The sequence below is a fragment of the Cutibacterium porci genome, from assembly GCF_009696315.1.
Classification (GTDB): Bacteria; Actinomycetota; Actinomycetes; order Propionibacteriales; family Propionibacteriaceae; genus Cutibacterium; species Cutibacterium porci.
The window spans coordinates 210502-235005 of sequence record NZ_VUMG01000004.1; the positions used below are offsets into that span (position 1 = coordinate 210502).

At 59.7% G+C, this 24504-nt stretch carries 16 protein-coding genes and 1 tRNA gene; 6 read left to right on the forward strand and 11 right to left on the reverse strand.

The features are described 5' to 3' along the window. Nucleotides 1–10: 10 nt before the first annotated feature. Nucleotides 11–2233 carry an NAD-dependent DNA ligase LigA gene (gene ligA / locus FYJ43_RS11040; RefSeq protein ID WP_154564801.1) on the reverse strand — a complete coding sequence of 741 codons (2223 nt, stop codon included), beginning with the start codon at nt 2231–2233 and terminating at the stop codon, nt 11–13. Nucleotides 2234–2358: 125 nt separating this feature from the next. After that, complete coding sequence (locus FYJ43_RS11045) at nt 2359–2961, reverse strand: DsbA family protein (RefSeq protein WP_195839981.1); 603 nt, start codon at nt 2959–2961, stop codon at nt 2359–2361. A 169-nt stretch (nt 2962–3130) separates the two neighbouring features. Here FYJ43_RS11045 and pepN point away from each other — a divergent pair, with 169 nt between their 5' ends. After that, on the forward strand, nt 3131–5743 hold the full coding sequence (pepN, locus tag FYJ43_RS11050) for an aminopeptidase N (protein ID WP_154564803.1): 2613 nt from the start codon (nt 3131–3133) through the stop codon (nt 5741–5743). A gap of 104 nt (nt 5744–5847) precedes the next feature. Here the strand turns inward: pepN and FYJ43_RS11055 are convergent, their stop codons facing one another. Next, entirely contained in the window at nt 5848–6030 is a 183-nt protein-coding gene (locus FYJ43_RS11055) for a hypothetical protein (RefSeq protein WP_154564805.1), read from the reverse strand. A gap of 203 nt (nt 6031–6233) precedes the next feature. On the opposite strand from FYJ43_RS11055, the gene gndA reads away from it, so the two are divergent. Then, complete coding sequence (gndA, locus tag FYJ43_RS11060) at nt 6234–7682, forward strand: NADP-dependent phosphogluconate dehydrogenase (RefSeq protein ID WP_154564807.1); 1449 nt, start codon at nt 6234–6236, stop codon at nt 7680–7682. 65 nt (nt 7683–7747) lie between these two features. Then, the gene (locus FYJ43_RS11065) at nt 7748–9421 is read left to right on the forward strand and encodes a glycoside hydrolase family 13 protein (RefSeq protein WP_326833606.1); all 1674 of its coding nucleotides are present in this window, start codon (nt 7748–7750) and stop codon (nt 9419–9421) included. Here FYJ43_RS11065 and FYJ43_RS11070 read toward each other — a convergent pair. After that, the gene (locus FYJ43_RS11070) at nt 9418–10263 is read right to left on the reverse strand and encodes an acyl-CoA thioesterase (RefSeq protein ID WP_154564811.1); all 846 of its coding nucleotides are present in this window, start codon (nt 10261–10263) and stop codon (nt 9418–9420) included. The two genes, FYJ43_RS11065 and FYJ43_RS11070, sit on opposite strands and share 4 nt — an antisense overlap. Beyond that, nucleotides 10263–12170, reverse strand: a complete 1908-nt coding sequence (locus FYJ43_RS11075) for an AMP-dependent synthetase/ligase (protein WP_154564813.1) — start codon at nt 12168–12170, stop codon at nt 10263–10265. Before FYJ43_RS11075 ends, FYJ43_RS11070 begins: the two co-directional genes overlap by 1 nt. 128 nt (nt 12171–12298) lie before the next feature. Between FYJ43_RS11075 and FYJ43_RS11080 the strand changes: the two genes are divergently transcribed. Beyond that, the gene (locus FYJ43_RS11080; RefSeq protein ID WP_154564815.1) at nt 12299–12835 is read left to right on the forward strand and encodes a MarR family winged helix-turn-helix transcriptional regulator; all 537 of its coding nucleotides are present in this window, start codon (nt 12299–12301) and stop codon (nt 12833–12835) included. Between the two features lie 4 nt (nt 12836–12839). Next, nucleotides 12840–15773, forward strand: coding sequence for an FAD-binding and (Fe-S)-binding domain-containing protein (locus tag FYJ43_RS11085; protein ID WP_154564817.1), 2934 nt, complete (start codon nt 12840–12842; stop codon nt 15771–15773). A gap of 52 nt (nt 15774–15825) precedes the next feature. Here FYJ43_RS11085 and ettA read toward each other — a convergent pair whose 3' ends face one another. The 6 genes from ettA to FYJ43_RS11115 all read right to left on the reverse strand — a co-directional run bounded on the left by ettA (nt 15826) and on the right by FYJ43_RS11115 (nt 23167). Then, nucleotides 15826–17511, reverse strand: a complete 1686-nt coding sequence (gene ettA, locus FYJ43_RS11090; RefSeq protein ID WP_154564819.1) for an energy-dependent translational throttle protein EttA — start codon at nt 17509–17511, stop codon at nt 15826–15828. A gap of 121 nt (nt 17512–17632) precedes the next feature. Then, the gene (locus tag FYJ43_RS11095; RefSeq protein ID WP_154564821.1) at nt 17633–18094 is read right to left on the reverse strand and encodes a single-stranded DNA-binding protein; all 462 of its coding nucleotides are present in this window, start codon (nt 18092–18094) and stop codon (nt 17633–17635) included. A gap of 114 nt (nt 18095–18208) precedes the next feature. Next, entirely contained in the window at nt 18209–19819 is a 1611-nt protein-coding gene (locus tag FYJ43_RS11100) for a YfjP family GTPase (RefSeq protein ID WP_154564823.1), read from the reverse strand. Next, on the reverse strand, nt 19816–21681 hold the full coding sequence (locus FYJ43_RS11105) for a GTPase family protein (protein WP_154564825.1): 1866 nt from the start codon (nt 21679–21681) through the stop codon (nt 19816–19818). Before FYJ43_RS11105 ends, FYJ43_RS11100 begins: the two co-directional genes overlap by 4 nt. A 22-nt stretch (nt 21682–21703) precedes the next feature. Beyond that, nucleotides 21704–23014, reverse strand: coding sequence for a PrsW family intramembrane metalloprotease (locus FYJ43_RS11110; protein ID WP_154564827.1), 1311 nt, complete (start codon nt 23012–23014; stop codon nt 21704–21706). Between the two features lie 77 nt (nt 23015–23091). Then, nucleotides 23092–23167 (reverse strand) — tRNA-Arg (locus FYJ43_RS11115). Nucleotides 23168–23292: 125 nt separating this feature from the next. Here FYJ43_RS11115 and FYJ43_RS11120 point away from each other — a divergent pair. Next, nucleotides 23293–24465 (forward strand): MFS transporter, encoded by a 1173-nt coding sequence (locus FYJ43_RS11120; protein ID WP_326833612.1) that lies wholly within the window; start codon nt 23293–23295, stop codon nt 24463–24465. Nucleotides 24466–24504 lie beyond the last annotated feature (39 nt).

A 24504-nucleotide genomic window follows, 5' to 3' on the forward strand; every position in this document is an offset into this window, starting at 1 on the left:
GGTGGTTCCTTTACCCGACAGTTGTCACTCCCTGCGGGCCATTGTCAAGCAAATACCGGAATCCGGCCTCATCAAGAATGGGACGGCCCAATTCTCGCGCCTTGGTCTCTTTGGATCCGGCATTTTCCCCCACAATGACGTAGTCAGTCTTCCCGGAGACCGACCCCGCCGCCTTGCCGCCGCGCGAGACGATGGCCTCCTTGGCCTCATCACGACTAAATCCCTCCAAGCTTCCCGTGACGACCACAGTCAATCCGTTAAGGGTCTGCTCGGGGGCCTCGTCATGGTCGTCTGCCATCCGTACTCCGGCTGCAGCCCATCGCCTGACGATGTCTTGGTGCCAGTCCACGTCGAACCATCCCTTGACGGATTGGGCGATAACCTCACCAACTCCGTCGACTCCGGCCAGATCCTCGACAGACGCTTCCCGAATCGCCTCGATGGACCCGAAGTGGGTAGCCAAAGCTCGCGCCGCCGTCGGTCCGACATGACGGATAGACAGGGCAACCAGCACTCGCCACAACGGCTGTGCTTTAGCCTTCTCCAACTCTTCGAACATTTTCTTCGTCGTCGCGGTTGGAACTGACGGCTTCTTCGCTGTCGCTTTCGTAAAGAAATAGGGCTCACGCTGCCAGCGGCCCGATGTGCCGTTACCCTTTTTACGACGCCATACCTTGACTTCGGCGAGGTCGCCGAGTTGCAAGTCAAACAAACCGGCCTCAGAACTCAGCACCGCGGTTTGACGCTCGGGGAGCGCCTCGGCAACATCGTCGTCATCTGGGCGCTGGTTTTCCGGATCAGTCAAGGCGATAGCGGCCTCCCAGCCGAGAGCTTCGATATCGAGGGCGCCACGCGACGCTAGCCCGAAGACCCGTTCCCGCAGCTGAGAGGGACAACCCTTGGCATTGAGGCAGCGAAGATCCTTGTCACCGTCTTTTTCATAGGCCAGTTTTGTCCCACAGCTCGGGCAATGGTCGGGCATAGAAAACTCCCGCTCGGTGCCGTCACGCAGCTCAACCACCGGGCCAAGAATCTCCGGGATGACATCCCCGGCCTTGCGCAGCACCACGGTGTCGCCAATGAGGACACCCTTGCGCTTAACCTCGAAAGCATTATGGAGGGTAGCCATTTCGACGGTAGATCCAGCAACTGTGACTGGCCTCATAACGCCATAAGGGGTGACGCGACCAGTCCTGCCAACATTGACGCGAATATCTACGAGCTCAGTGTTGACTTCTTCCGGCGGATACTTATATGCGATAGCCCATCGAGGGGCTCGCGAGGTAGCGCCAAGCGTGCGCTGCAAAGAAACGTCATCAACCTTGACGACGACGCCGTCAATCTGATGGGATGCGTCATTACGAAACTCGCCCCAGTGGGTCACGAAATCGTGTACCTCATCGGCATTTTCCACGATCTTGAAGTACGGCGAGACCAGCAATCCCCACTGCGCAAGCTTGTCGTAAGCATGACCTTGACTAGGGAAATCGTAACCTTCGACTGCCCCAATACCGTGGACGATCATGGACAAAGGCCGCGACGCCGTCACCTGAGAACTCTTCTGCCGCAGCGAACCGGCAGCCGCGTTGCGCGGATTCGCGAAGGGGTTTTTACCTGCCTCGATAAGGGAAGCGTTGAGGTCGGCAAAATCAGCGATCGGGAAAAATACCTCGCCACGCACTTCGAGCAACCTAGGAATATCGTCACCAGTCAATATGTGAGGTATCGCCGCAATCGTACGCACATTCGCGGTGACGTCCTCGCCGATACGCCCATCACCCCGTGTTGCACCAGATACCAGTTGGCCATCGCGGTAAACAAGATCAACCGCTAGTCCGTCAATTTTGAGTTCACACAGAAAGCTAGGGATCTTTCCGACGGCGGCCACCACCCGGCTCATCCATTCTGACAGCTCGTCGCGGGTAAAGACATTGTCCAGACTCAATAGCCGCTCAAGGTGCTCGACTGGGGCAAAATCGGTGACCCGCTGTGGTGCCCCTACCCGCTGAGTTGGCGAATCTGGAGTGCGCAGCTCGGGATGGTCGTCCTCCACCTTGGTGAGCTCGACCATGAGCTGGTCGTATTCAGCGTCAGATATCGTGGGCGCGTCATTGGCGTAGTAGGCATCCTGGGCATCAAGAATGCGCTGGGCCAACTCGGTCCAGTGATGGCGCGCCTCGGCCCCAGCCTCGCTGGCCTCCAACTCGCGATCTTGGGTGGAATCGTCAACCATGCCCCCATCCTTGCGCAGTTCAGTTGTGCATTCATCCCCGAACTGCCGACTGGTGCATCACATGCCTCATTGAGTGGGACCGAGCGTGAGTGGGGACCGAGCGTGGCTTCCCCCATGGTCACGTGTCAGTCGAAGATCGGGCCGACCGTGCGAGTCCGTTTAAGTTCGAAGAAACCGGGATAGGCCGTCACCTTTTCGAAACCGTCAAAGAGTTCTCCAGCTTCTTCGCCCTGTGGCGCCGGAGAGATCACCGGGCCAAATAAAGCCATCCCGTTGAGATGGATGACCGGGGTGCCGACGTCTTGCCCGACCGGATCCATACCTTCATGGTGGGAGGCACGCATGGCTTCATCGAATTCGTCGGTGGTCGCACGCTCAGCGATCGATCCGTCGTATCCACAGTCAGCCAAAGCAGACGTGACCGTTTCGACCGTGCGCTCTTGTTGACCCAGGTGGTAGCGAGTGCCTAGCGCAGTGTAAAAATCGCGGACAGCCTCTTGACCGTGCACCTGCACCACACCAGTCGCGGCTCTCGCACCAATCCACGCTTTTTCCATCTCAGCACGGTAATCGTCAGGGAGGTCTCGTCCCTCGTTGAGAACGGCAAGGCTCATAACGTGAAAAACGGTATGGACGTCGCGAACCTTCTCTACCTCAAGCATCCAGCGCGACGTCATCCATGCCCACGGGCACACTGGATCAAACCACAAATCAACTGTTGTCGTCATGGCACCAGCCAACAGCATGGGCTTACTCAGGCAAAGACGAATCCTTACATTGTTCGCGCCTGGCGCAGTATAGGGGCCATAGTCCAACAATGGCGAGACAGCCAAAGGTGGGAGCCGATAGGATCATTAAGGAATTGTTGGGTGCATTATGTGTGCTCATAACTAACGCATGTTCCACGGAGGCATGATGAGTTCGGTCAACATCACTCGTGAGGAAGCGCAACAGCGCTCTCAGGTCATCACGGCGCACAGTTCAAAGGTGCTCGTTGATCTTTCTGGCCGTGATCCCAATGGCGACCCGCTCAGTGAGCCGACCGAAACCTTTGTCTCCTCCTCAACAATTCGGTTCACATCGACTGGCGGAGACAGTCATCTCGACCTCATTGCTGATGGCGTCTATGCCGCAGACCTCGACGGCACCCCATTGGATCCAGCGGTATTTTCACAGAATCGTTTCCCATTCACCACTGAGCCGGGAACCCATGAGATCACCGTTACCGCGCTGTGCCGATACTCCCATTCCGGTGAGGGCCTCCATCGTTTTGTCGATCCCGCCGACGGTAAAGTTTATTTGTACACCCAGTTCGAGATTGCTGACGCTCGGCGCATGTACGCCGACTTCGAGCAACCCGACCAAAAGATGACGTTCGAACTACAGGTCATCGCACCTACCGGGTGGACGGTCGTATCCAATTCCGCCACTCCAGAACCAACCGAAGGCCCATGGGAGGGAATGTCGCGGTGGTCTTTCGAGCCCACCCTCCCAATTTCGACCTATCTCACGGCTCTTGTCGCCGGTGAATACCACGTCGATCACGGCACGATCCACACCGACTCTGGAGAAATAGACGCCGACATTCTGTGCCGTCAGTCGATGAAAGAATATCTCGACGCCACCCGCATCCGAACAACGACCCAACGCGGATTCGAGGTCTATGAAAGCGAGTTCGGATACCCCTATCCCTTCGGTAAATACACCCAGTCTTTCGTGCCGGAGTTCAATGCGGGTGCCATGGAAAATGCTGCCTGCGTGACCCATCGCGACGACCTACTCTTCCGCTCCCGCGTCACGTCGGCTGCCTACGAAAACCGCGACAACACCATCCTTCATGAACTTGCTCACATGTGGTTTGGCGATCTCGTCACGATGAAATGGTGGGACGACCTGTGGCTCAACGAATCCTTTGCCGAATGGGCGTCGCACCACTGCCAGGAAAAGATTGTCGAGAAGCACGGCGGCATTGATCCGTGGGTGTCCTTCGCTAATCAACGTAAAACTTGGGGCTATACCCAGGATCAGTTGCCGACCACCCACCCCATCGCAGCCGACATGGTCGACCTTGACACCGTTGAACAAAACTTCGACGGGATCACCTACGCCAAGGGCGCATCGACCCTTAAGCAGCTGGTCGCCTTCGTGGGGGAAGATGAGTTTCTCGCCGGTGTACGGACATATTTCGCTGAAAACGCGTTCTCAAACACCGAGCTGAAGGACCTTCTTCACCAGCTCCAGGTGGCGTCGGGACGCGACCTGTCCTCGTTCACTGAGCAATGGTTGCGCACCCCCGGCGTCAACACCATTCGCCCTGACTACGACGTAGACGACGATGGTAACTTCACCCGCTTCGACATCGTCCAAACGGCCAGTGATGAATACCCAACCTTGCGCACCCACCGTTTGGGAATCGGCATCTACACCTTGACCGACGGCACCTTGGTTCGCACAGAGCGACTCGACGTCGACATTCACCACGAGCGCACCCCGATCGCGGCACTTGTCGGGCATTCCCGCGGCGATCTGGTGCTACTCAACGACGGCGACCTTACGTATGCCAAGGTGCGCCTCGATGATCACTCACTGGCCACCCTCATCGACCACATCGACGCCTTGTCCGATCCACTGGCCCGCGCACTGTGCTGGAGCTCGGCGTGGGACATGTGCCGCGATGCCGAGATGCGCGCCCAAGATTACGTCACCTTGGTTGGCAAGGGTCTGCCGAGCGAATCCGACCTCACCGCCGTGACCGCGCTGATTCGCCAGGCAACCACCGCCGCTACCTCGTACACCAATGTCGACGCCCGCCAGGACGTGCGTGACCGTCTCATCGCAATCCTCGCGACTGGCCTTCGAGACGCCGAGCCCGGCTCGGACCACCAGGTTGCCTACGCCGACGGTTTGACGTTCGCAGCAACCACGGGCGCCGCAGATCTCCTCGAAGGGTGGCTGTCGGGAGAGGAAGTGCCCGAAGGACTCGATATCGACCAGGGTATGAGGTGGCGCATCGTCATCGCGCTTGCCCGCATCGGTCGAATCGGTAAGGACGAGATCGCCGCTGAGGAGCAACGAGATAACACCATCTCCGGCTCCGAGCAGGCTGCCGGGGCCCGCTCCGCATTGCCGACCGCTGAGGCCAAGCAGGCTGCCTGGCAGCGTGCCACCACCGACGATTCTGTGCCGAATGAGACCTATCGTCAGTTGGTCATGCAGTTTGTTCAACCCGATCAAGCCGAGGTTCTTCGCGCATACGTCGACCCATATCTTGATCTGTGTAAAGCCATTGACTGCCACGAGGGCCAGTGGGCGAAGGCCGGTCACGCCCAAGTGCAGAACGCCTTGATGTGGCTGTTCCCGAGTACGGAAGTCATTGACGCCGCCTGGCTCGGCAAGCTAGACGAATGGGTTCTTGAGAACAACCCGGGCAGTACGGTTCGTCGCGTTCTCGCTGAGCGCGCTGATAGCGCCCGCCGTACCCTGCGTTGCCAGGAGGCTAGCCGTAGGTGAACGACAGAAGTGGCCTCGAACCGAATAGGTCGAGGCCACACTATAAGCTCAGGCATCGTCACAGCTCAGACTCTGTGCCCGCAGCTGCTCCAGCCGACTGACAATCAGTCAGAATCATCACTGCCGCGTCCCTTGGCAACATGAATTCCCCACCCAACGAGGAAAAAAAGGATTGCGGTCGCGATCGGCCATACAACACACAGCATGAGCATATGTACAGAGCTGTAGTCAGCTTCGGGCCAGCCAGGTAAAGTTTTCATCGGCACGAGAGCCAGCGCATCGATCATGGCTTCAGCGTAGCGTCTTCACAGGCGTCAGGAACCGAACTTCGTCGTGCTCCATCGAGATCGGGGCCCAGGAAGGACACGCGTATCGCCTCCAGCTCACCGGCATTGCGTCCACGCCGTCTCATGACCTGGCCGGATCCACCCCATCTGGATTACGCGCGAATCACTGGAAAGATGGGGACGAGACATCAAGGAGGAACCACATGAGTGACACTGCGCCACAGACCGCCGAGGTCGGCGTCATCGGAATGGCTGTCATGGGCTCAAACCTAGCCCGCAATATGGCCCACAAGGGCTTCCGTGTCGCCATCTACAACCGCACGTCGTCACGCACTGACGAGGTGATAGCCGAGCACGGCACCGAAGGGGCATTCTTGCCTTTCCATAACGTGACCGACTTCGTAGCCAGCCTCGAGCGCCCGCGCCGCATCGTCATGATGGTCAAGGCCGGTAGCGGCACTGATGCTGTCATCAAAGAGATCATTCCCCTCCTCCAGCCAGGCGACGTCCTCGTCGACGGTGGCAATGCTTATTTTGGCGATACCCGACGCCGGGAAGCCGAAATCCGCCCCACCGGCATCCACTATGTCGGCACCGGCATCTCGGGTGGTGAGGTCGGCGCCCTTGAGGGACCGTCAATCATGCCCGGCGGCTCACAGGAGTCCTACCGCATCATTGGACCGGTTTTGGAAACGATCTCTGCCCACGTCGATGGCGAACCCTGTTGCGCATGGATGGGCACTGACGGCGCCGGACACTTCGTCAAAATGGTCCATAACGGCATCGAGTACGCCGATATGCAGTTCATTGGTGAAGCTCATGGCCTCCTACGCGCCGCCGGTCTGACCAATTCCGAGGCCGCCGATGTCTTCGAGTCATGGAACCATGGCGATCTTGACTCCTATCTGGTAGACATCACGTCCCGGGTGCTGCGCGCGAAGGATCCTCGCGACCCCGCCACCGACCTCCTCGACGTCATCCGCGACGAAGCCGGTATGAAGGGAACGGGCACCTGGACGGTCCAGACTGCTCTTGAGCTTGGGGTGGGCGTTTCCACCATCAGCGAGGCCGTCTTCGCCCGGTCCGTTTCCAGCGCCGCTCAGCTGCGAAGGGTGGGCCAACAGGCACTTGAGGGGCCGCAACGCACCATCGCCGTGACAGACCGGCAGGCCTTCATTGACGACGTCCGCGATGCGCTATGGTCGGCGAAAGTAGTGGCCTATGCACAAGGCCTCGATGAGATTCGCGCCGCAGCCACCGAATACAACTGGGATGTCGATATGGGCCGCATCGCGTCAATCTGGCGCGACGGCTGCATCATTCGCGCGCGTCTCCTCCAGCGCATCAAGAACGAATATGCCGCCGGCGACCTCACAACTCTGCTGGAAGCCCCATCCGTCAAGACCGAACTTGCACGCTGTCAGCAACCCTGGCGGCGAGTGGTTGCCCGCGCTGTCGAAGCTGGCGTTCCGGTGCCGGGATTCTCCTCAGCCCTGGGCTACTACGACCAGGTTCGAGCCCCTCGGCTCAATGCCGCGCTCACCCAGGGCTTGCGTGACCTTTTCGGTGCCCACACGTACCGTCGTATCGACGACGAGGGATCTTGGCATGTCAGGTGGTCCGGCGATGGTCACGAAGTCCGCGTCGACTAGTCAGGCCTGCGCAACGGCACTCGTGAGGCCATGATTTCTTGCCCGTACACCCCATAAGGATCCCTGTGACCAGCTCCCCCACAACCAACGATTGGTGGACGTCCGCCGTCGTCTACCAGGTCTACCCACGCAGCTTCGCCGACTCGAACGCAGACGGAATAGGTGACATTCGCGGCATTATCGACCACCTCGATCACCTCGCTGCTTTAGGCGTCGACGCCCTGTGGATATCACCGTGGTATCCCTCCCCTATGGCCGACGGCGGATATGACGTCAGCGACTATTGCGACATCAACCCGGATTTCGGCACTCTCGCCGACGCTGACGCCCTCGTGTCACAGGCACACGCACTAGGTCTGCGAGTCATCATTGATCTCGTCCCGAACCATTCTTCCCAAGAGCACCCATGGTTCAAAGATGCGTTGGCCGCAGCACCCGGATCCATGGAGCGCGACCGCTACATCTTCCGTGATGGTCAAGGCGACAACGGTGAGTTTCCCCCCAACAATTGGCCATCAGTTTTTGGCGGCAGCGCATGGCAACGGGTCACCGAGCCCAACGGCACCCCCGGACAGTGGTACCTGCACTTTTTCGACGTATCCCAGCCCGACTGGAATTGGGAGAGCCCCGACGTCCTTGAGGAGTTTGATCGGGTGCTGAGATTCTGGTTCGACCGGGGAGTCGACGGTTTCCGTATCGACGTCGCGAACTCAATGGTCAAGGAATCCGGTCTGCCGGACCTCCCCGACGACGCAGCCATCGGCGAGCTCGTCGGAGATAGCCCCATGTGGGATCAGCCCGGCCTTGCGCCTATTCAGCGACGCTGGCGAGCCATTGCCGACGACTATGCCGACACTCCACAGGGCCCCCGCATGTTCGTCGCTGAAGCGTACCTGCCCCATGACCGTCTCGTCCGCTACCTCGAGCCAGACCGGCTGCACACATCCTTTAATTTCGAATTCCTCATCTCGGCGTGGAAGGCTAGCTCGCTTCGCACCACCATCACCGAATCACTCGCAGCTCACGAATCCGTGGGCGCTAGTGCCACATGGGTGCTCGGTAACCACGACAATTTTCGCCCAGTCTCCCGCTACGGCAAGGAGATCTCTGGGCTGGACTTTTCAAACCCGTCAGCTCCGCACGCCCAATTCCACGGCACCCCTACCGACGTGGCTCGTGGACGACTCCGGGCCCGGGCTGCCGTCATGTTGGAGCTGGCCCTGCCCGGCGGCGCCTACATTTACCAAGGCGAGGAACTTGGCCTTCCCGAAGTGGAAGACCTTCCCGACGAGGCCCTCCACGACCCCACCTGGGAGCGCTCTGGGCACACCGACCGTGGTCGGGACGGATGTCGTGTTCCACTGCCGTGGAGCGGTTGCGCCGCACCCTATGGGTGGTCGGCAAACGCCAACACCTGGCTCCCGATGCCGAATAACTGGGCCGAGTGGACCGTCGAATCCGAACAGCAGGATTCAACGTCGTTCCTGGCCCTCTATCGCACCCTGCTGGCCGAGCGCCGCGCCAACCCAGCGCTGGGTGCCGGAACGATGACGTGGAACGAATCCGGCGACGAGGTTCTCGATTTTTCTCGCGAGCCGGGGTTCCGATGCATCGTCAATTTCGGTGGCGAAGATGTGGCCGTGGACGCCACTACAGTTATCGCGTCGTCAGTGACGTTGAGTACCCACGGCACAACGGCATTGGTCGGTCGTGACCAGGCCGTGTGGTTGCGAGCCTAAAGGCTGACGAGGTGGGCCGATAAAGCCTGCCTCGTCTGGTCATCAATCGGTACCGACGTGCCCGTGTCTGGGTCGACACACACCAAGACGGTGGCGGCGTCGAGGGCCGACCCTTGCTGTGTCTCGATTGACCCAGCCAGCGTCATTGACGAGGTCCCCAGTCGAGTCAGGGCAGTATGAACCCGGCACGATCGTTGATCGGGCAATACCTGGCGGCGATACCGGATATCCTGACGCACGACGACCCACAGATGGTCCCCTGCTCGTCTCATCCCTGGCGACCACGCCGTCGTCGCCAGAATCCTCGCCTCCTGTAAATACCCGGCCAGACTCACGTTATTGACATGGCCTTGACGATCGACATCAGACCACCGGATGGGCACCTCGACAATGTCGCCAGTCTCGGACACGTCCACCACCGTGAGGGGCTTCCATTGCTGCGGCTCAACCGTCATCGACTCGAACGCACCACGTTCCCCATCGGTGAGGCGTCGGGGCCGACCAGCGTCGAAATCAAAGGGGCAGATGAGTCCCCGCGCGCGAGCGACCTCGACGTCGTGATGCCAAGCGCGATAGTCGAGGACGGTCCGTGCCGCGCCAAGCTGGGAGCACCCCACGGCCACACGCAAGGGGCTACCGTCAACCACAAAGGAGGCTAAAAACTCCACATCTTGGCTGACGACGACGATCCCGGTGTCAAGCATTTCCTGGGCACCATTGGTGTAAAAGGCTTGATTGCGTGATTCCTGAACAAGCTCACTAATACGAACGTTATTGACGTGTCCCTGGGCATCCATATCCGACCAGCGCAATGGGATATCGACGACGACAGCTCCCGTCATTACTTTACGCTTCCCTTTGCTGCGCCTGGCTGATCATTTTCGTCGGCAAACATTTCGTCAAGGAGATACGCATATGTGTCAGCCACGACCCCACGACGCACCTTGAGGCTGGTCGTCACTGAGTGAGAATCCTCGGTGAGATCATGGTCAAGAATGGCAAATCTCTTCACGGTCTCCCACCGCTCAAGTCGTGAATTAGCGCGATCGACGTACCATTGAATACTGCGACGCACACGTGGGTCTGCCGTAAGCTCAGCGTAACTGGCGTCAGCTCTGCCATGCCTCTTGCCCCACGTCATGAGCGCGTCTTTATCGAGGGTGAGCAGAGCAACAGCGTACTTGTGTCCTTCACCGAGGACGACAGCATTGGATAGGTACGGGCAATTGGCCATGAGAGTGGCCTCAACCTTCTGTGGGGCAACATATTTGCCACCTGAAGTTTTGAAAAGATCCCGTTTGCGATCAGTGATGCGCAGATAATTTTCCTCATCGAATTCACCAATGTCACCCGTATGGAACCAACCATCGGTAAATGCGGCTGCGGTCTTTTCGGGCAAATTATGGTAGCCACGAGCAACGATCGGCCCAGAAACTAGGACCTCACCGTCGTCTGCAATCTTTGCCAAGCATCCCGGCGCGACAGGCCCAACCGTTCCCGAGCGGATAGCATTAGGGCCGCTAAAGAAAGAAACCGCTCCGATCTCGGTAGCCCCATATCCCTCGACGATGGGAATACCCGCCGAGAAAAACCACTGCTGCACCTGTTCAGAAAGCTTAGCGCCACCACAAATCATGAACTCGACCCCACCAAGTTTGCGGCGCAAAGTAGAGAAAACCAGGGCATCAGCAATCTTGAGCCTAGCGGCCAACGTGACCGGCAACCGGTCACCGGCGCGGCGGTAGCGCTGAGCATCACGACCGGACGCAAAGGCCCACCGCGACACCTGGCTCATCAGACGTCCTTGCGGGTAGGCCGTCATCACTCCAGCACGGATCTTCTCAAAGATACGGGGAACACCACACATGACACGGGGTTTAACCTCAGCAAGGCTACGAGCTAGCCTCGGGATGCGCGGCTCGATGGCTTGGGTAATGCCAATCTCTAAACAAATCGCAATGAGGCATTTGCCGAAAGCGTGAGACAGTGGCAACCACAGCAAATGGATATCCCCGCCTCGGAGCATATATAGGCCCGTCTTCCAGGCTTGGCCCATATAGGTCCAAGCCTGGTGGGTGAGTTCAACTCCCTTGGGGGTGCCTGTGGTGCCTGAGGTGTAAATGAGAGTACACAGGTCGTCAGGTTGAATGGAGTCGATCATGCGGCGGACAAGATCTGGCTCTGCGGCCAGACGCTGCCGTCCACGAGCAATGACCTCGGCCATGGTGATAAGTCGGTCATCACTGACGCCGGTCTGCTCGGAATCGTCAACAAAGCTAATGATGTGACGTACAACCGCATCAACGTCGGGACGACCCTGAATTTTGGCGACCTGGGCCGTGGAATCGACGAAAAGAATGGATGACTCTGAGTCAACCAGAATAAAACTGGCTTCTTCTGGCCCAGAATTCGGGTAAATCGTCGTGGTAGCCCCGCCTGCGCACGATATCGCCATATCGGCGATGATCCACTCTGTGCGGGTTCCTGACAGTAACGCGACGCGCCCTTCACGGGGAAGACCAAATTCCATGAGGCCGGCGGCAACCTCATGGGCCTGGCGCCGAAACTCGGCAAACGTCATGGGAAGCCAGGTATTGGGCTCATCGTCGGGCCCCGAAGGCGTCAGGAATGCGATGCGGTTGGGATGAGCATCTGCCTGACGATCAAGTAACGCCGCGAAGTTCTTTGCCGAGGCCGCAAGGAGCTTCTTCTGCAGCGCAAGAGACTCCTCGTCATTGATACGGCTCATGAACTCACCCTCTCCTCAGTCAAAAATGACTTCTGCCACGCTATTGCATGTGTCATTGGCTAGTCTCCACAACTCCCGGTGTCAGTGATGGGCGGTTGTCGACAGGAGCAGGTCGCGCCACGGGTACCATGAAGATCATGTCACAGGGCGGCTCTCGAGGCAGCATTCGTGGGAATGCCAATGATGCCGGTAACGATACCGAGTCTCGGGTAGAAAACTCGGCTGCGGAGCCTTGGTTGAGTATCGAGCAACAACGCGTCTGGCGGGAGTGGCTTCTCGCGTCAGCGCACATCACATCGCACCTCGTGGCAGACCTGCGACGTGACGGCCTCGACGTGTGCGAATACGAGATCCTTGTCACCCTCTCGGAGGCTGACGACGCGGTACGGATGTCTGTACTGGCCGCCCAAGTGCGTCAGTCGAAGTCCCGACTCACCCACGCTATTGAGCGACTAGAGGATCGCGGATTCGTCACGAGGGAGCCCGATGGTCGGGATCGTCGCGGGGTGGTAGCTCGGCTGACCCCCGCTGGGATCGACCAGCTGCGTGAGGTCACTCCCCACTATGCCCGTGCAGTTCGCCACATTTTCATCGACCCGGTCGACCCTCAAGACTTCGCAGCCGTGGGACGGGCCATGACAGCGATTCTTTCCGTGCCAGACTGAGGCCATGACGGCCACAACGGACATTCTCCAGGACTTCCGAGCAACGCTAAAAAGGCTCGACGCCTCTGCCATGGAGATCCTCGACGATTCCCGACTGGCGCGCGCCCTTTATTCCTCAGACGCCTCGATCTATCGCGTCGTCCCCACTGCTGTCTGCCATCCCCGCAGCACCGACGAGCTGTCTGCCCTTGTCATAGCCGCACATCAGGTAGGCCTGCCCATCACCACGCGAGGAGCCGGTACGACCTGTGCTGGCAACGCGGTAGGAACCGGACTGATCATCGACACATCCGCCCACCTCAACCACATACTGTCCCTCGATCCTCACACTCGCACCGCCGTCGTCGAGCCCGGCGTCGTCCAAGATTGGTTGCGCCACGCCGGAGCCGACCACCAGTTGCGCTTCGGCCCAGACCCTTCCACATCGACCCGATGCACCATCGGAGGAATGATTGGCAATAACGCGTGCGGACCGCGGGCACTGGGGTATGGCCGCACTGGCGACAATATCGTTGACCTCGACCTGCTGACCGCCGATGGCCATCTGACGACCTTGCGCCGTGGAGATCTCGCCGCGCCTTTCGCCCAGCGCCTGACAGACCTGGCGGACGCGAACCTCGCAACGATTAGGACCGAGTTCGCGACCTTCTCTCGTCAAGTCTCCGGGTACTCCATGGAATGGCTACTGCCAGAACGTGGTCGCAACTTCCCCGCCTTCATCGCCGGCACGGAGGCCACACTGGGTATCGTGACGCGAGCCACCGTGCAGCTAGTTCACGAAGCTCCCGTCAGCGTGACGGTAGCGCTGGGATACCCGTCGATGCCTGAGGCCGCTGACGCCGTTACCGCCCTGCTACCTTTCGCCCCGGTTGCATGTGAAGGTTTTGGCCGCCGAATCGTCGACGTGGTCTCGCGAGCAGGCCGGCCCGTCCCTGATCTTCCCCGTGGCGACGGCTGGATGTTCGTGGAGCTTCGCGGCGAGGAGGACGCCGAGGTCACGTCACGAGCCCAAGCGATGGTTGCCGCCAGTGGCTGCCTAGAGGGGTGGGTTGTCTCCCATCCGGGCCAGGCCGGAGCCCTCTGGAAAATCCGTGCCGACGGTGCCGGCCTGGCTGGGATCAGTCTCGACAAGCCAGCCTGGGCAGGCTGGGAGGACTCGGCTGTACCGGCACGCGATCTCGGCGCCTACCTGCGCGACTTTGAGGCCCTGCTTGACGATCATGGTCTGCATGGCCTGCCATATGGGCATTTCGGGGAAGGATGCCTGCACTGTCGCATCGACTTTCCACTAGATCAGCCTGATGGGCCACAGCGCTACCGCGCCTTCGTGGCTGAGGCCGCTCACCTCGTGGCCCGATATGGCGGATCTGTCTCTGGGGAACACGGTGATGGTCGAGCTCGGTCTGCCTTGCTGGATTCAATGTATTCACCCGACGCTGTCAGACTGTTTTCTCAGGTCAAGGCCATCTTCGACCCAGACAATCTGTTTAACCCAGGAATTCTGGTCGACCCTGCACCGGTGGAGGCCGATATTAGGGCCCATGAGTCCGCGCTGTCCCCCATTACCATTACCCACCCCGAATTCGCCGCCGCCGTCCACCGGTGTACCGGGGTGGGAAAATGCATAGCTCACACCGCTCCTGGCGCAGTGATGTGCCCTTCGTATCAGGCATCTGGCTTGGAGGTCGACTCCACGCGTGGCCGAGCCAGTGTGCTCAAAGAAATGGTCAACGGCACTCTCATTCATGGCTGGGACTCTCCCGAGGTAGAACGGGCGCTCGATCTGTGCATGGCGTGCAAAGGATGCGCCCGAGACTGCCCCACGGGGATCGACATGGCTAGCTATCGCAGCACCGTTCTTGACGAAAAGTACCGACACCGGTTACGTCCCCGCTCTCACCTGACGATGGGTCTGCTTCCTCGCTGGGAGCGCATGCTCAATCGGATTCCGGGGGCGCCGTCCCTGGCCAACGCGGTGCTGTCCGTGCCTGCCTTTGCACGCCTCGCTCGGTGGGTTGCCGGAGTGGACCAGCGTCGTCCCCTCCCCCGCTTCCAGCCTTCGGCCAGATTGGCCAGCTCGCACGCGGCCTCAGCTAGACATATCGCGGCGAATCAGGACATGGCTCCGTCGTCTACCACGAGCACCAACTCGGGCTCCGGGACTCGCCGCAACGGGGACAGAGGCGACGTTGTGATCTGGGTGGATTCTTTCTCCGACATGCTCGAAGGGTCAGATCTTTCGGCGGTCGTCGCCGTGCTTGCCGACGCCGGTTATCGTCCCCGAGTCCTTGCCGACGACGTTTGCTGCGGATTGACGTGGATCACCACCGGACAGCTCGACGGTGCTCGCCGTCGACTTCGCGCTGGACTGGACGTCCTTGCTCCGCTATCCGACGCCCACGTCCCAGTCGTCGGATTGGAACCATCGTGCACTACCGTCTGGCGCGATGACGCCCTACGCCTTCTTCCAGATGACTCACGCGTTCACCGGGTCGCCCGAAACATGCACACCGTCGCAGAAATGCTGGAGGCAGCCAACTGGACCCCACCGTCTCTAACAGGCCACACCATCGTCGCGCAACCTCATTGCCACCACGCGTCGATTCTTGGGTTCGGCCCAGATAAGCGTCTCCTCGAAGCAGCCGGGGCGACTGTCACGGTGGTCAGCGGATGCTGCGGCTATGCCGGAAATTTCGGAGTTGAGAATGGCCACTACGATTTTTCAGTGACCGTTGCCCAGCAGAACCTGCTACCAGCCATCGAGGAAGCTGGCCCACACGCCATCATCCTCGCCGATGGGTTCTCATGCCGACGTCAAACCTCGGATCTGGCCGGACGCCGGGCACTGACCCTCTCGGAACTGTTCGCCTCACATTTGCCCGACAATGTCGCGGGCTCCCCAGTCGACGGCTCGGCAGGTGCGGCGATCACCTCGTAGCGTCAACCACGTCGGCCCCGATCCCAGACCGGGGCCGATTCATGCACGTCACTCAGTCGCGCGTCAAACGGCGATGCTTCGACGCATGTGGCCTCGCGGCGTCGGGGCCAAGGCGCTCGATTTTATTAGCCTCATAGTCAGCGAAGTTACCCTCGAACCAGAACCAGCGCGGCACGCCATCTTCATCCTCGCCTTCCCATGCCAGGATGTGGGTTGCAATGCGGTCTAGGAACCAGCGGTCGTGGGAGACCACCACAGCACAACCAGGGAACTCCAGCAGGGCGTCTTCAAGGCTCGAAAGGGTCTCAACGTCAAGGTCATTCGTCGGCTCGTCGAGGAGCAAAACATTTCCACCCTGCTTGAGGGTAAGAGCGAGGTTCAACCGGTTGCGTTCACCACCGGAGAGCACCCCAGATTTCTTCTGCTGATCTGGGCCTTTGAACCCGAAGCTGGCAACATAGGCCCGCGAAGGTTCTTCAAAGTTCGCGACCTTGATGTAGTCCAGCCCATCGGAGACGACTTCCCAAACGTTCTTTTCCGGATCAATCCCGGTACGGTTCTGGTCGACGTAAGAGAAACTGACGGTCTCACCGACCTTGAGGGAACCCGAATCAGCTTTCTCCAGCCCAACGAGGGTCTTGAACAGGGTTGTCTTGCCGACCCCGTTTGGGCCGATAACACCGACAATGCCGGCTCGTGGCAAGGTAAATGACAGATCCTTGATGAGGACGCGTTCACCGAATCCCTTAGACAAATGGTCAGCCTCCAGCACAACGTTGCCTAGACGCGGCCCCGGCGGGATATTGATTTCAGCGGTGTCGATCTTGCGGCTGCGCTCAGCCTCAGCGGCCAACTCCTCATAGCGGGCCAGGCGGGCCTTGTTCTTAGCTTGACGGGCCTTGGGTGAGGAACGCACCCATTCCAACTCTTTTTCGAGGATCTTGGCGCGCTTGGCGTCCTTCTTGCCCTCGATCTGCAAACGCTTGCGCTTGGTGTCCAGGTACGTCGAGTAGTTACCCTCGTATGGGTGCAGCTGGCCACGATCAACCTCGCAGATCCACTCAGCGACGTGGTCAAGGAAGTAGCGGTCGTGGGTGACGGCCAACACGGCTCCCGGGTAAGACTTAAGGTGACCCTCAAGCCAGTTCACGGACTCGGCATCCAGGTGGTTGGTGGGCTCGTCGAGAAGAAGCAAATCAGGCTGTTCGATCAACAACTTGCACAAGGCAACACGACGACGTTCACCACCTGACAGCACCTCTACAGGAGTGTCGCCGGGAGGGCACTGCAGGGCGTCCATAGCTTGCTCAAGGCGGGTGTCGATGTCCCACGCATTGGCGTTATCCAGTTCCGTCTGCAGCTCACCCATCTCGGCCATCAAGGCATCAAAGTCGGCGTCGGGGTTGGCCATCTCCGCAGAGACTTCCTCAAACCGCGCCAGCTTAGCCTTGACGTCACCAACAGCCTCTTCAACATTCTCCCGAACGGTCTTACCCTCGGTGAGCGGGGGCTCCTGGAGCAAAATTCCGACAGTGGCACCCTTAGCGAGGTTGGCATCACCATTATTCGGCTTATCGAGCCCAGCCATGAGCTTGAGCATCGTGGATTTACCAGCGCCGTTTGGTCCGACAACACCAATCTTGGCGCCCGGAAAAAACGATAGCGTGACATTGTCAAGGATAACTTTGTCACCCACCGCTTTTCGGACGTTGTGCATGGTGTAGATGAACTCGGCCATCGGCACTCCTCCAGGATCTGCAAGAACGGGGCGGTCGGTACTTTACCGACCGCTGCACAGTATGCCAGCCGTCATAACGACTCCCGCCACCAACTCATTCCCTCATCGGCTGTTACCAATCTCAGGAACCAACCAGCTCGACATCGTCGTCAACCACCTCGACGTCCTCATCGACCTCACCAGGAGAATCGTGGCGAGGCATCATCCGGTCATCACCGAGCGGCGCGTCAGCACGTTTCTCAGGCCGACGACACACAGCCGGCAACCGAGAGAGATCCGGTCCAACGTTGTGCGCAACAACAATGAGCTGCTCGTGGGAGCCCTCATCGTCGATCCAGCTGCGGGTGCGGAGCCGCCCGGTCACCATCACCGGGTCCCCTTTGCGCAGGGAAACATGGCAGTTGTCAGCGAGTCGGCCATAGACATGCACTGACATCCACGTCGTCGTCCCATCAACCCACTCTCCCTGCCGCATGACACGCGGGGTATGGGCAACCCGAAACCGGGCCCCGCGCCAGCCCTCTGCGGTCTTCATCTCGACGTCGGTTCCGAGGTTCCCGGTGAATGACACGTTTGCGTCCATCTGTGAGCTCCTTTCACTCACATACGGTTATCGGCACAGTTCCCGGAATCCACCAGGCAATATCGCATCTGTGGATAACCGCGAGGTGACATCGCCGCCTGTGGATAACGGCGCTCAAGACGCCTTCGCTAGAAGTCTCACAACCTCGTCGTGGTGATCGAGCTCGGCATTCACTGGATCGACAACCGACTGCCATGCGACGTCGGCGAGGTTGGCCCGCAATTCAGATCTGGCATAACGAGCGGCAGCTCGGGCACCCACCTGCACACCGACCTGACACAGCATAGAAACCATGATTCCCGCGACGATTCCGCCCGCAACCATAAGAGTCGGTACCGGGAAATGATGCCATCTCACCGGCGGAAGCCGCACCTGCATGTATGCACTCACGGCATCAGCGGCGAGCCATGCCAGCCCAGCGACCACAACGATCACGAGGACCCACTGCACTACTGTCACGAGCTTCCACCAGCCGGTACCGCGGTGTACTCCCAAATCGGTGGAAACCACAGCTCGATCGATGTCGTCGGGAAGGTCCTTGCGGTGAGACAGAGATGCCGCGCGCACTGCGTCAGCCCAGGAACGCGGAAGACCCTCAGCCGCATCCAAGGCCAACGATCGCACTGCTGTATCGACCTTAGCCTCGGCGACACCGACTCGCGCAGTCAGCGCACTACGCTGCACGTCGGTAGGTTCTATGCCGCTTTTCAGCGCCTTCTTCCGCTGAGACGTCACGTCCAAATGTAAGCGGTGTAGCGGGTCGGGACGGAGCCTTGACATCCATGCCGTCACCGGCCAACCGGTAGCTCGATGCCCCCTCCTGCGATAGGCATCCCGAGTCGCTTCAACGACTGGTTCGACACCGCCAGCAAGGCACAGCACCTCAATCAAGTGATCGACGCAATCGTGACTCACGTGACCCGCCACATCTCCCGTTGCCTCGCTCAGGTATTGCAACACATCGTCGAGATCAGCATGCAGCCGGGCGGCTTGGGCTTTCTTAGCACGCACAGTATGGGCTAACACCGCGCGCATATTTTCCACGCCCTCACCAGTCCTCGCTGACATCGCCATGATCTTGGCCTTGTCCAAGCCTTCGGAGTCCAGCAACCGGCGAAGATCACGCAGGCAGCTTTTTCGCTGCTCCTCGTCAAGCCGATCAACCTGGTTGAGAACCACCGTCATAACCTCAGCGTGGCGAGCCAACGGCGCCAAATAACGGGTATGCAAAGCGGCATCAGCATATTTCTGTGGGTCGACTACCCACACGATCATGTCGACCATCTCGACAAGACGATCTACCTCGAGGCGATGCTCTGTACGCACCGAGTCGTGGTCCGGCAGGTCAAGCAGTACCAAGCCATCGAGAGGGTCCTCACTACCCATGTGGTGACGACGAGGAACGTCGAGCCAGTCCAGCAGAGTCTGCGCTGATTGCGTCCCCCACACCGCGGCAGTCGCCTTCGACGTCGTCGGACGCCTCACTCCAGGATCGGCCAATTGCGCACCTGCCAAGGCATTAAAGGTCGACGATTTTCCCGACCCCGTTGCGCCAGCAAGAGCAACGACGGTGTGGTCTCCGCCAATTCGACAACGCTGATCCGCCCGTGTCACAACGGCACGAGCACGAGCCGCAACATCGTCAGGGACGATCCCCTCAGACAGGTTCACCGCCTCAGTGAGCAGGTCGATACGCTGCGAAAGATCGACGCGACGCCGCCTCATCGGTCCTCCTGACGAGGCTCGGGGTCCAATGTGACGGCCGGTTCGACGACCTCAGCATCAAGGACCGGCATGCCCGCTCGCAACTGCCCCATGTCAGCAGCGTGGGACGCCTCGACTTCAGGTTGCCGATGGCGAATCCGGATCGCCGCGTTGTCGCTGGGAGGCTCTGGCTCATCTTGGGCTCGACGAACCTCCGCGATCGACGCGCGAACACGGGCTGGGACATCGGGGTCGACTCCCAAAGCATCGAGAATCGCCTGGTAACGCGCCATCTCGCTGGCGAGCAAACCGTCAACACGCGCGTCAAGCTGGCCTTTCGCAACCTTCGCGAGGCGTCGCACCGCGTCGTCACCAAAGAGAGCCTCCAGGAGACGCTGGGCGACGATCGCTGATCCCCCCGCAATCCCAGCTTCGGCCCCCGACAATCCACCGGTATGAGCGAACACAACAAGCATCAGTGCAACTGAAACACCATTGACCCCAAAAGCCATGAAACGAGCCTTGGAGCGTTTGTTCATGCCTTCCCCGGCGACAAGTTCCATGACGTCGCCCTGCCAATCCCTCACCATCCGAGGGACAGCCTCGTTAAACTCCTGCGACGGTCGGGACACGTCCTCGTCACCTGCCTCCAGGAGACTGCGACCAACCGGATCGGCTCGCCACACAGACTCAATCCGCTCACACCCAGCTTGGACCTCAGCAATGATGAGACTTTCCAGGCCAGATTCCATGGCCACGCTGACCTTCTCAGCTTGTGGTGGCGTCCCCGTGAAAACCTGCACTACCCGATCGCGGAACCAAGAAATCTTGGCCTCCATAGCGCGCATAAACTCGCCAGTTCCGACGAATTCGTGCCACCGAGCAATGACCTCGCCGCGCAAAAGAGTGCCGTCAGCAGACTGGGCCGCAATCGATCGTGACGATTCAGTCATGATCGACTGAGCATCCTGGTATAGCCGTGACATTGCCTCCTTCTGCGCGTCCAAACCGCCAGCGACATACAACGATCGCTCACAGACCGAACCGATCGCCCCGGACAACGTCGACGCAATGACATCGCGTCGCTTCTGCTGGTCTTGAGCCAAGCTCGACAAGAAAAACCTCACAGGGGCAATGGCTTGCACAGGAAGCAAACCCTCAGCATCTGTCCTGGTTTCCGGAATGGCGAACAGTGGAGAATCAGCAAGACCACGCTCCGTCATCAGTCGGCCGAGATCCGCCGGAACCTCTCTCATGGCCTCCGTCGGAACACGATCACACACCACCGCGACCGACGCGTGCCTCTCCTGGGCGTCATTGAGGAAATCCCACGGCACCGCGTCAGCGTAGCGAGCGGCCGAGGTGACAAAAACCCACAGGTCTGCGGCCTGGAGCAACTGAGCCGCCAGATCGCGGTTGCGCGCTACGACAGAATCAATGTCTGGGGCATCAAGGATGGCCAACCCTCGCGGAATCCGCGGCTCTGCAACCAGTTGCAAGCTAGAGGCATCATTGCTGGCTACCCGGGAGCGAACCAGGGTAGGCAACACTCGGTCGCCGTCGAACCACAATGCATCGTCAGGGTGGTGGACGAGAACAGGTGACGTTGTCGTCGGACGGATAACACCTGGTTGTGTCACCACCCGGCCAACCAAGGAATTCACCAGGGTTGACTTGCCCGCGCCGGTCGACCCTCCTACTACTGCCAAAAGAGGCGCATCAATCGTCTCTAGCCGCGGCAAAATATAGTCATTGAGCTGGTGAGCAATGCGCCGCGCCAGCCCAGCCTGGGTCATGGCCTCGGGTAAATCCAGCGGAAATTGCGCCTGACGCAGGTTGTCTCGCAGATCAGTCAATGACAGCAGCATCTGCTCGGTATTCATCGTGATCCTTCCTGGTCACTTGTCAGGCCTGTGGCGGTGCCCACTGCAACTCATGATTGACCGGCCGGTTGCGACGCCTCCTCAGGATGTTAGGCAGTCTCGGCTTTGACAGCTTGGCACCTCGAGCGACCGTGACGGCCATCGGACGCAGCACGTTCATGCGATTAATGAGCTGGATCTGACGCGGGCCAGGGTCATCATCCAGGCCACGGACGACCGCGTCACGCAGGTACGCAAGATCGGTCCCCACGCGCAGGAATTCCAACGTACGCCACCATCGGCGCGGCCCCTGACTGACTGCCACCAACGTCGCCCACTGACGACGCCGCAGAGCCGACAACGTGTCCGCGTCGGAGGCCGGCAGCCATCCAGCCTTGACGTAATCCCCTAGCCGGTGCCGGATCATCTTGCCTTCCCGCACCGTGCGGATAACGATGAAAACCACCACGGAGGCGACGACGCCGAGGGCTACGAACCACAACTTTTTGAGAGCCTGCATCGGCAACACTGAAGAGAACCCGTTGAAAAGCATGTGACCCACGACGGCCATAACGAACCCCGTTGTCGGAGCAAAGATCCTCACAAGCCGACTGCGTGATCTCAGTCCAAGAGCCAGGCCAATACCCGTCATGCTCGTGAACAGCGGATGGCCAAAAGACGTGTAGACCCCCCGCAACAACACGAGCTCCATCAACGCTTGTTTTGGATCCCCAGCTGAAGCCGTCACTCGGGCATAGTTGTCGGCACGGGCGTAGTACATGATGTTCTCGACGAACGCAAAGCCAATTGCCGAAAGACCGGCTGCGCTCACCGTCTGAACTACCGAGGTCATCCGCCGCCCGGTAGCAACGGCCAATGCGAACAGCACGAACGCCTTACAGGATTCTTCGACAAAGGGGGCCGAATACACGGCGGGACCGGCACCCGATGCTGGATCAACCCCGCCGGCCACTGACAACATCCCAGCCATCCACGTGTTCAGATGCATACTGACCCAGGTCGCCACGCATGCTCCCCAACAAAAGCACAGAAACCATACGTGCAGGTGCCGGGTTCTGAACCGATCAACACATATAAAGATCGCTGACCACACGGCAGCCGTCGGCCACGCATAATGCAGGCCCAACTTCAAGGACTGATTGGTGATACCAGGGATGACGCCCTTCTGGCCATTCTGCTCGATCTCAGTATCCGCATGCACAACGACGTAGGTATGAATGAGGCAGGCCGCAGAAATCAGCACCAGTGCGAACAACACCCAGAACCACGGGTTACGCAACAGACGCTGCCACCAGGGACGACGCACAACGGGCGTGGGGGCAACGTACGACATGAGTGAAAGACTACCGGCCGTCCGGGACACTTTTCGATGCGTCGCACCCTCGGACGGTCGAACATGCGAAGAACATATGGCGGCCCGGGTGGGAATCGAACCCACGCGCGACAGATTAGAAGGCTGCTGCTCTATCCGCTGAGCTACCGGGCCATATTCGACATCTTATCCGGGTAAGGCCTTGATGACCCAGTCAGCCCAACAAAGTAGGCACGTGTTCAACGTCTTAACCTTTCTGCGTGACTGATTCGACGCGCACAGATCCTCCCACTCCACCGGTGAAGTGGTCGTCGATCATCGTTTCGGCCTACCTACCGACGCTGATGTCCTCCTTGGGCTACGGAGCTGTGATTCCGCTCATCCCACTCACCGCGGTACACATTGGGGCGTCAGCAGCTCTGGCTGCCGCCATCGCCGCACTCGTCGGTATCGGCCAGATTATCGGCGATGTGCCTGCCGGGTGGCTCGTGACAAGGATCGGTGAGAAGTGGTCCCTCGTGATGGCCATGCTCATCGACGCCGTTGCCCTTGTGTCTATGGGGTTGGTGCACCACCTTGGCCTGCTGGCCGCAGCCGTCCTCGTCAATGGCATGGCTGGTGCCGTGTACGGCATTGCGCGACAGAATTATTTGACGGTGGCGATCCCATACCGATACCGGGCTCGAGCGTTGTCAACCCTCGGTGGGGTGTTCCGAGTGGGGTGGTTCGTCGGCCCAATGGCGGGAGCGTGGATTCTTCGCGCAGCTTCGATGTCGTGGGCATACGGCTTTGCATCCATCGCCAGTATCTTTGCGGCTGCCGTGACCACTGTCATGCCTGACCTTCCCCCAGTCGATACCCCGCAAACTGCCGTCGCGGATGCCCCCACCAAGATCTCGACGTGGACGATCGCTACACAAAACTCCAGAGTTCTATGGACGACGGGACTGGGAGTGACGGCCCTCATGGTCGTCAGATCGGCGCGGCGTTCCCTGCTGCCACTGTGGTGCCACGCCAACGGCTTAACCCCAGCCACCACAGATCTCATCTACGCCTGGTCGATGGCCGCCGATGTCCTTCTCTTTCTGCCTGGCGGAGCCCTGATGGACAAATTCGGACGCTGGTGGGTCGCCGTGCCGTCAATATTCATCCAGGCCGTCGCACTTCTCACATTGCCGCTGGCCCACACAACGGTGACGATCGGCATCGTCGCCCTCATCATCGGCATTGGGAACGGCGCGAGTTCCGGCATCGTCATGACGCTAGGATCCGACGCGTCTCCCGACGTCGGACGCCCTCAGTTCCTAGCAGCGTGGCGACTCCTCTCCGACACGGGCTCAGCGATGGGGCCAATCGTCGTCACCCTCGTCACCCTGGCGTGGCCGCTCTCGGCAGCCAGCATCGTGATGTCGATTATTGGCCTGGTCGGCAGCTACTGGATGGGGCGTTGGGTGCCGCGCGGCACACGGTGACGACCACCATCCTCACCAGTGACCTGTCACAGCCACCAA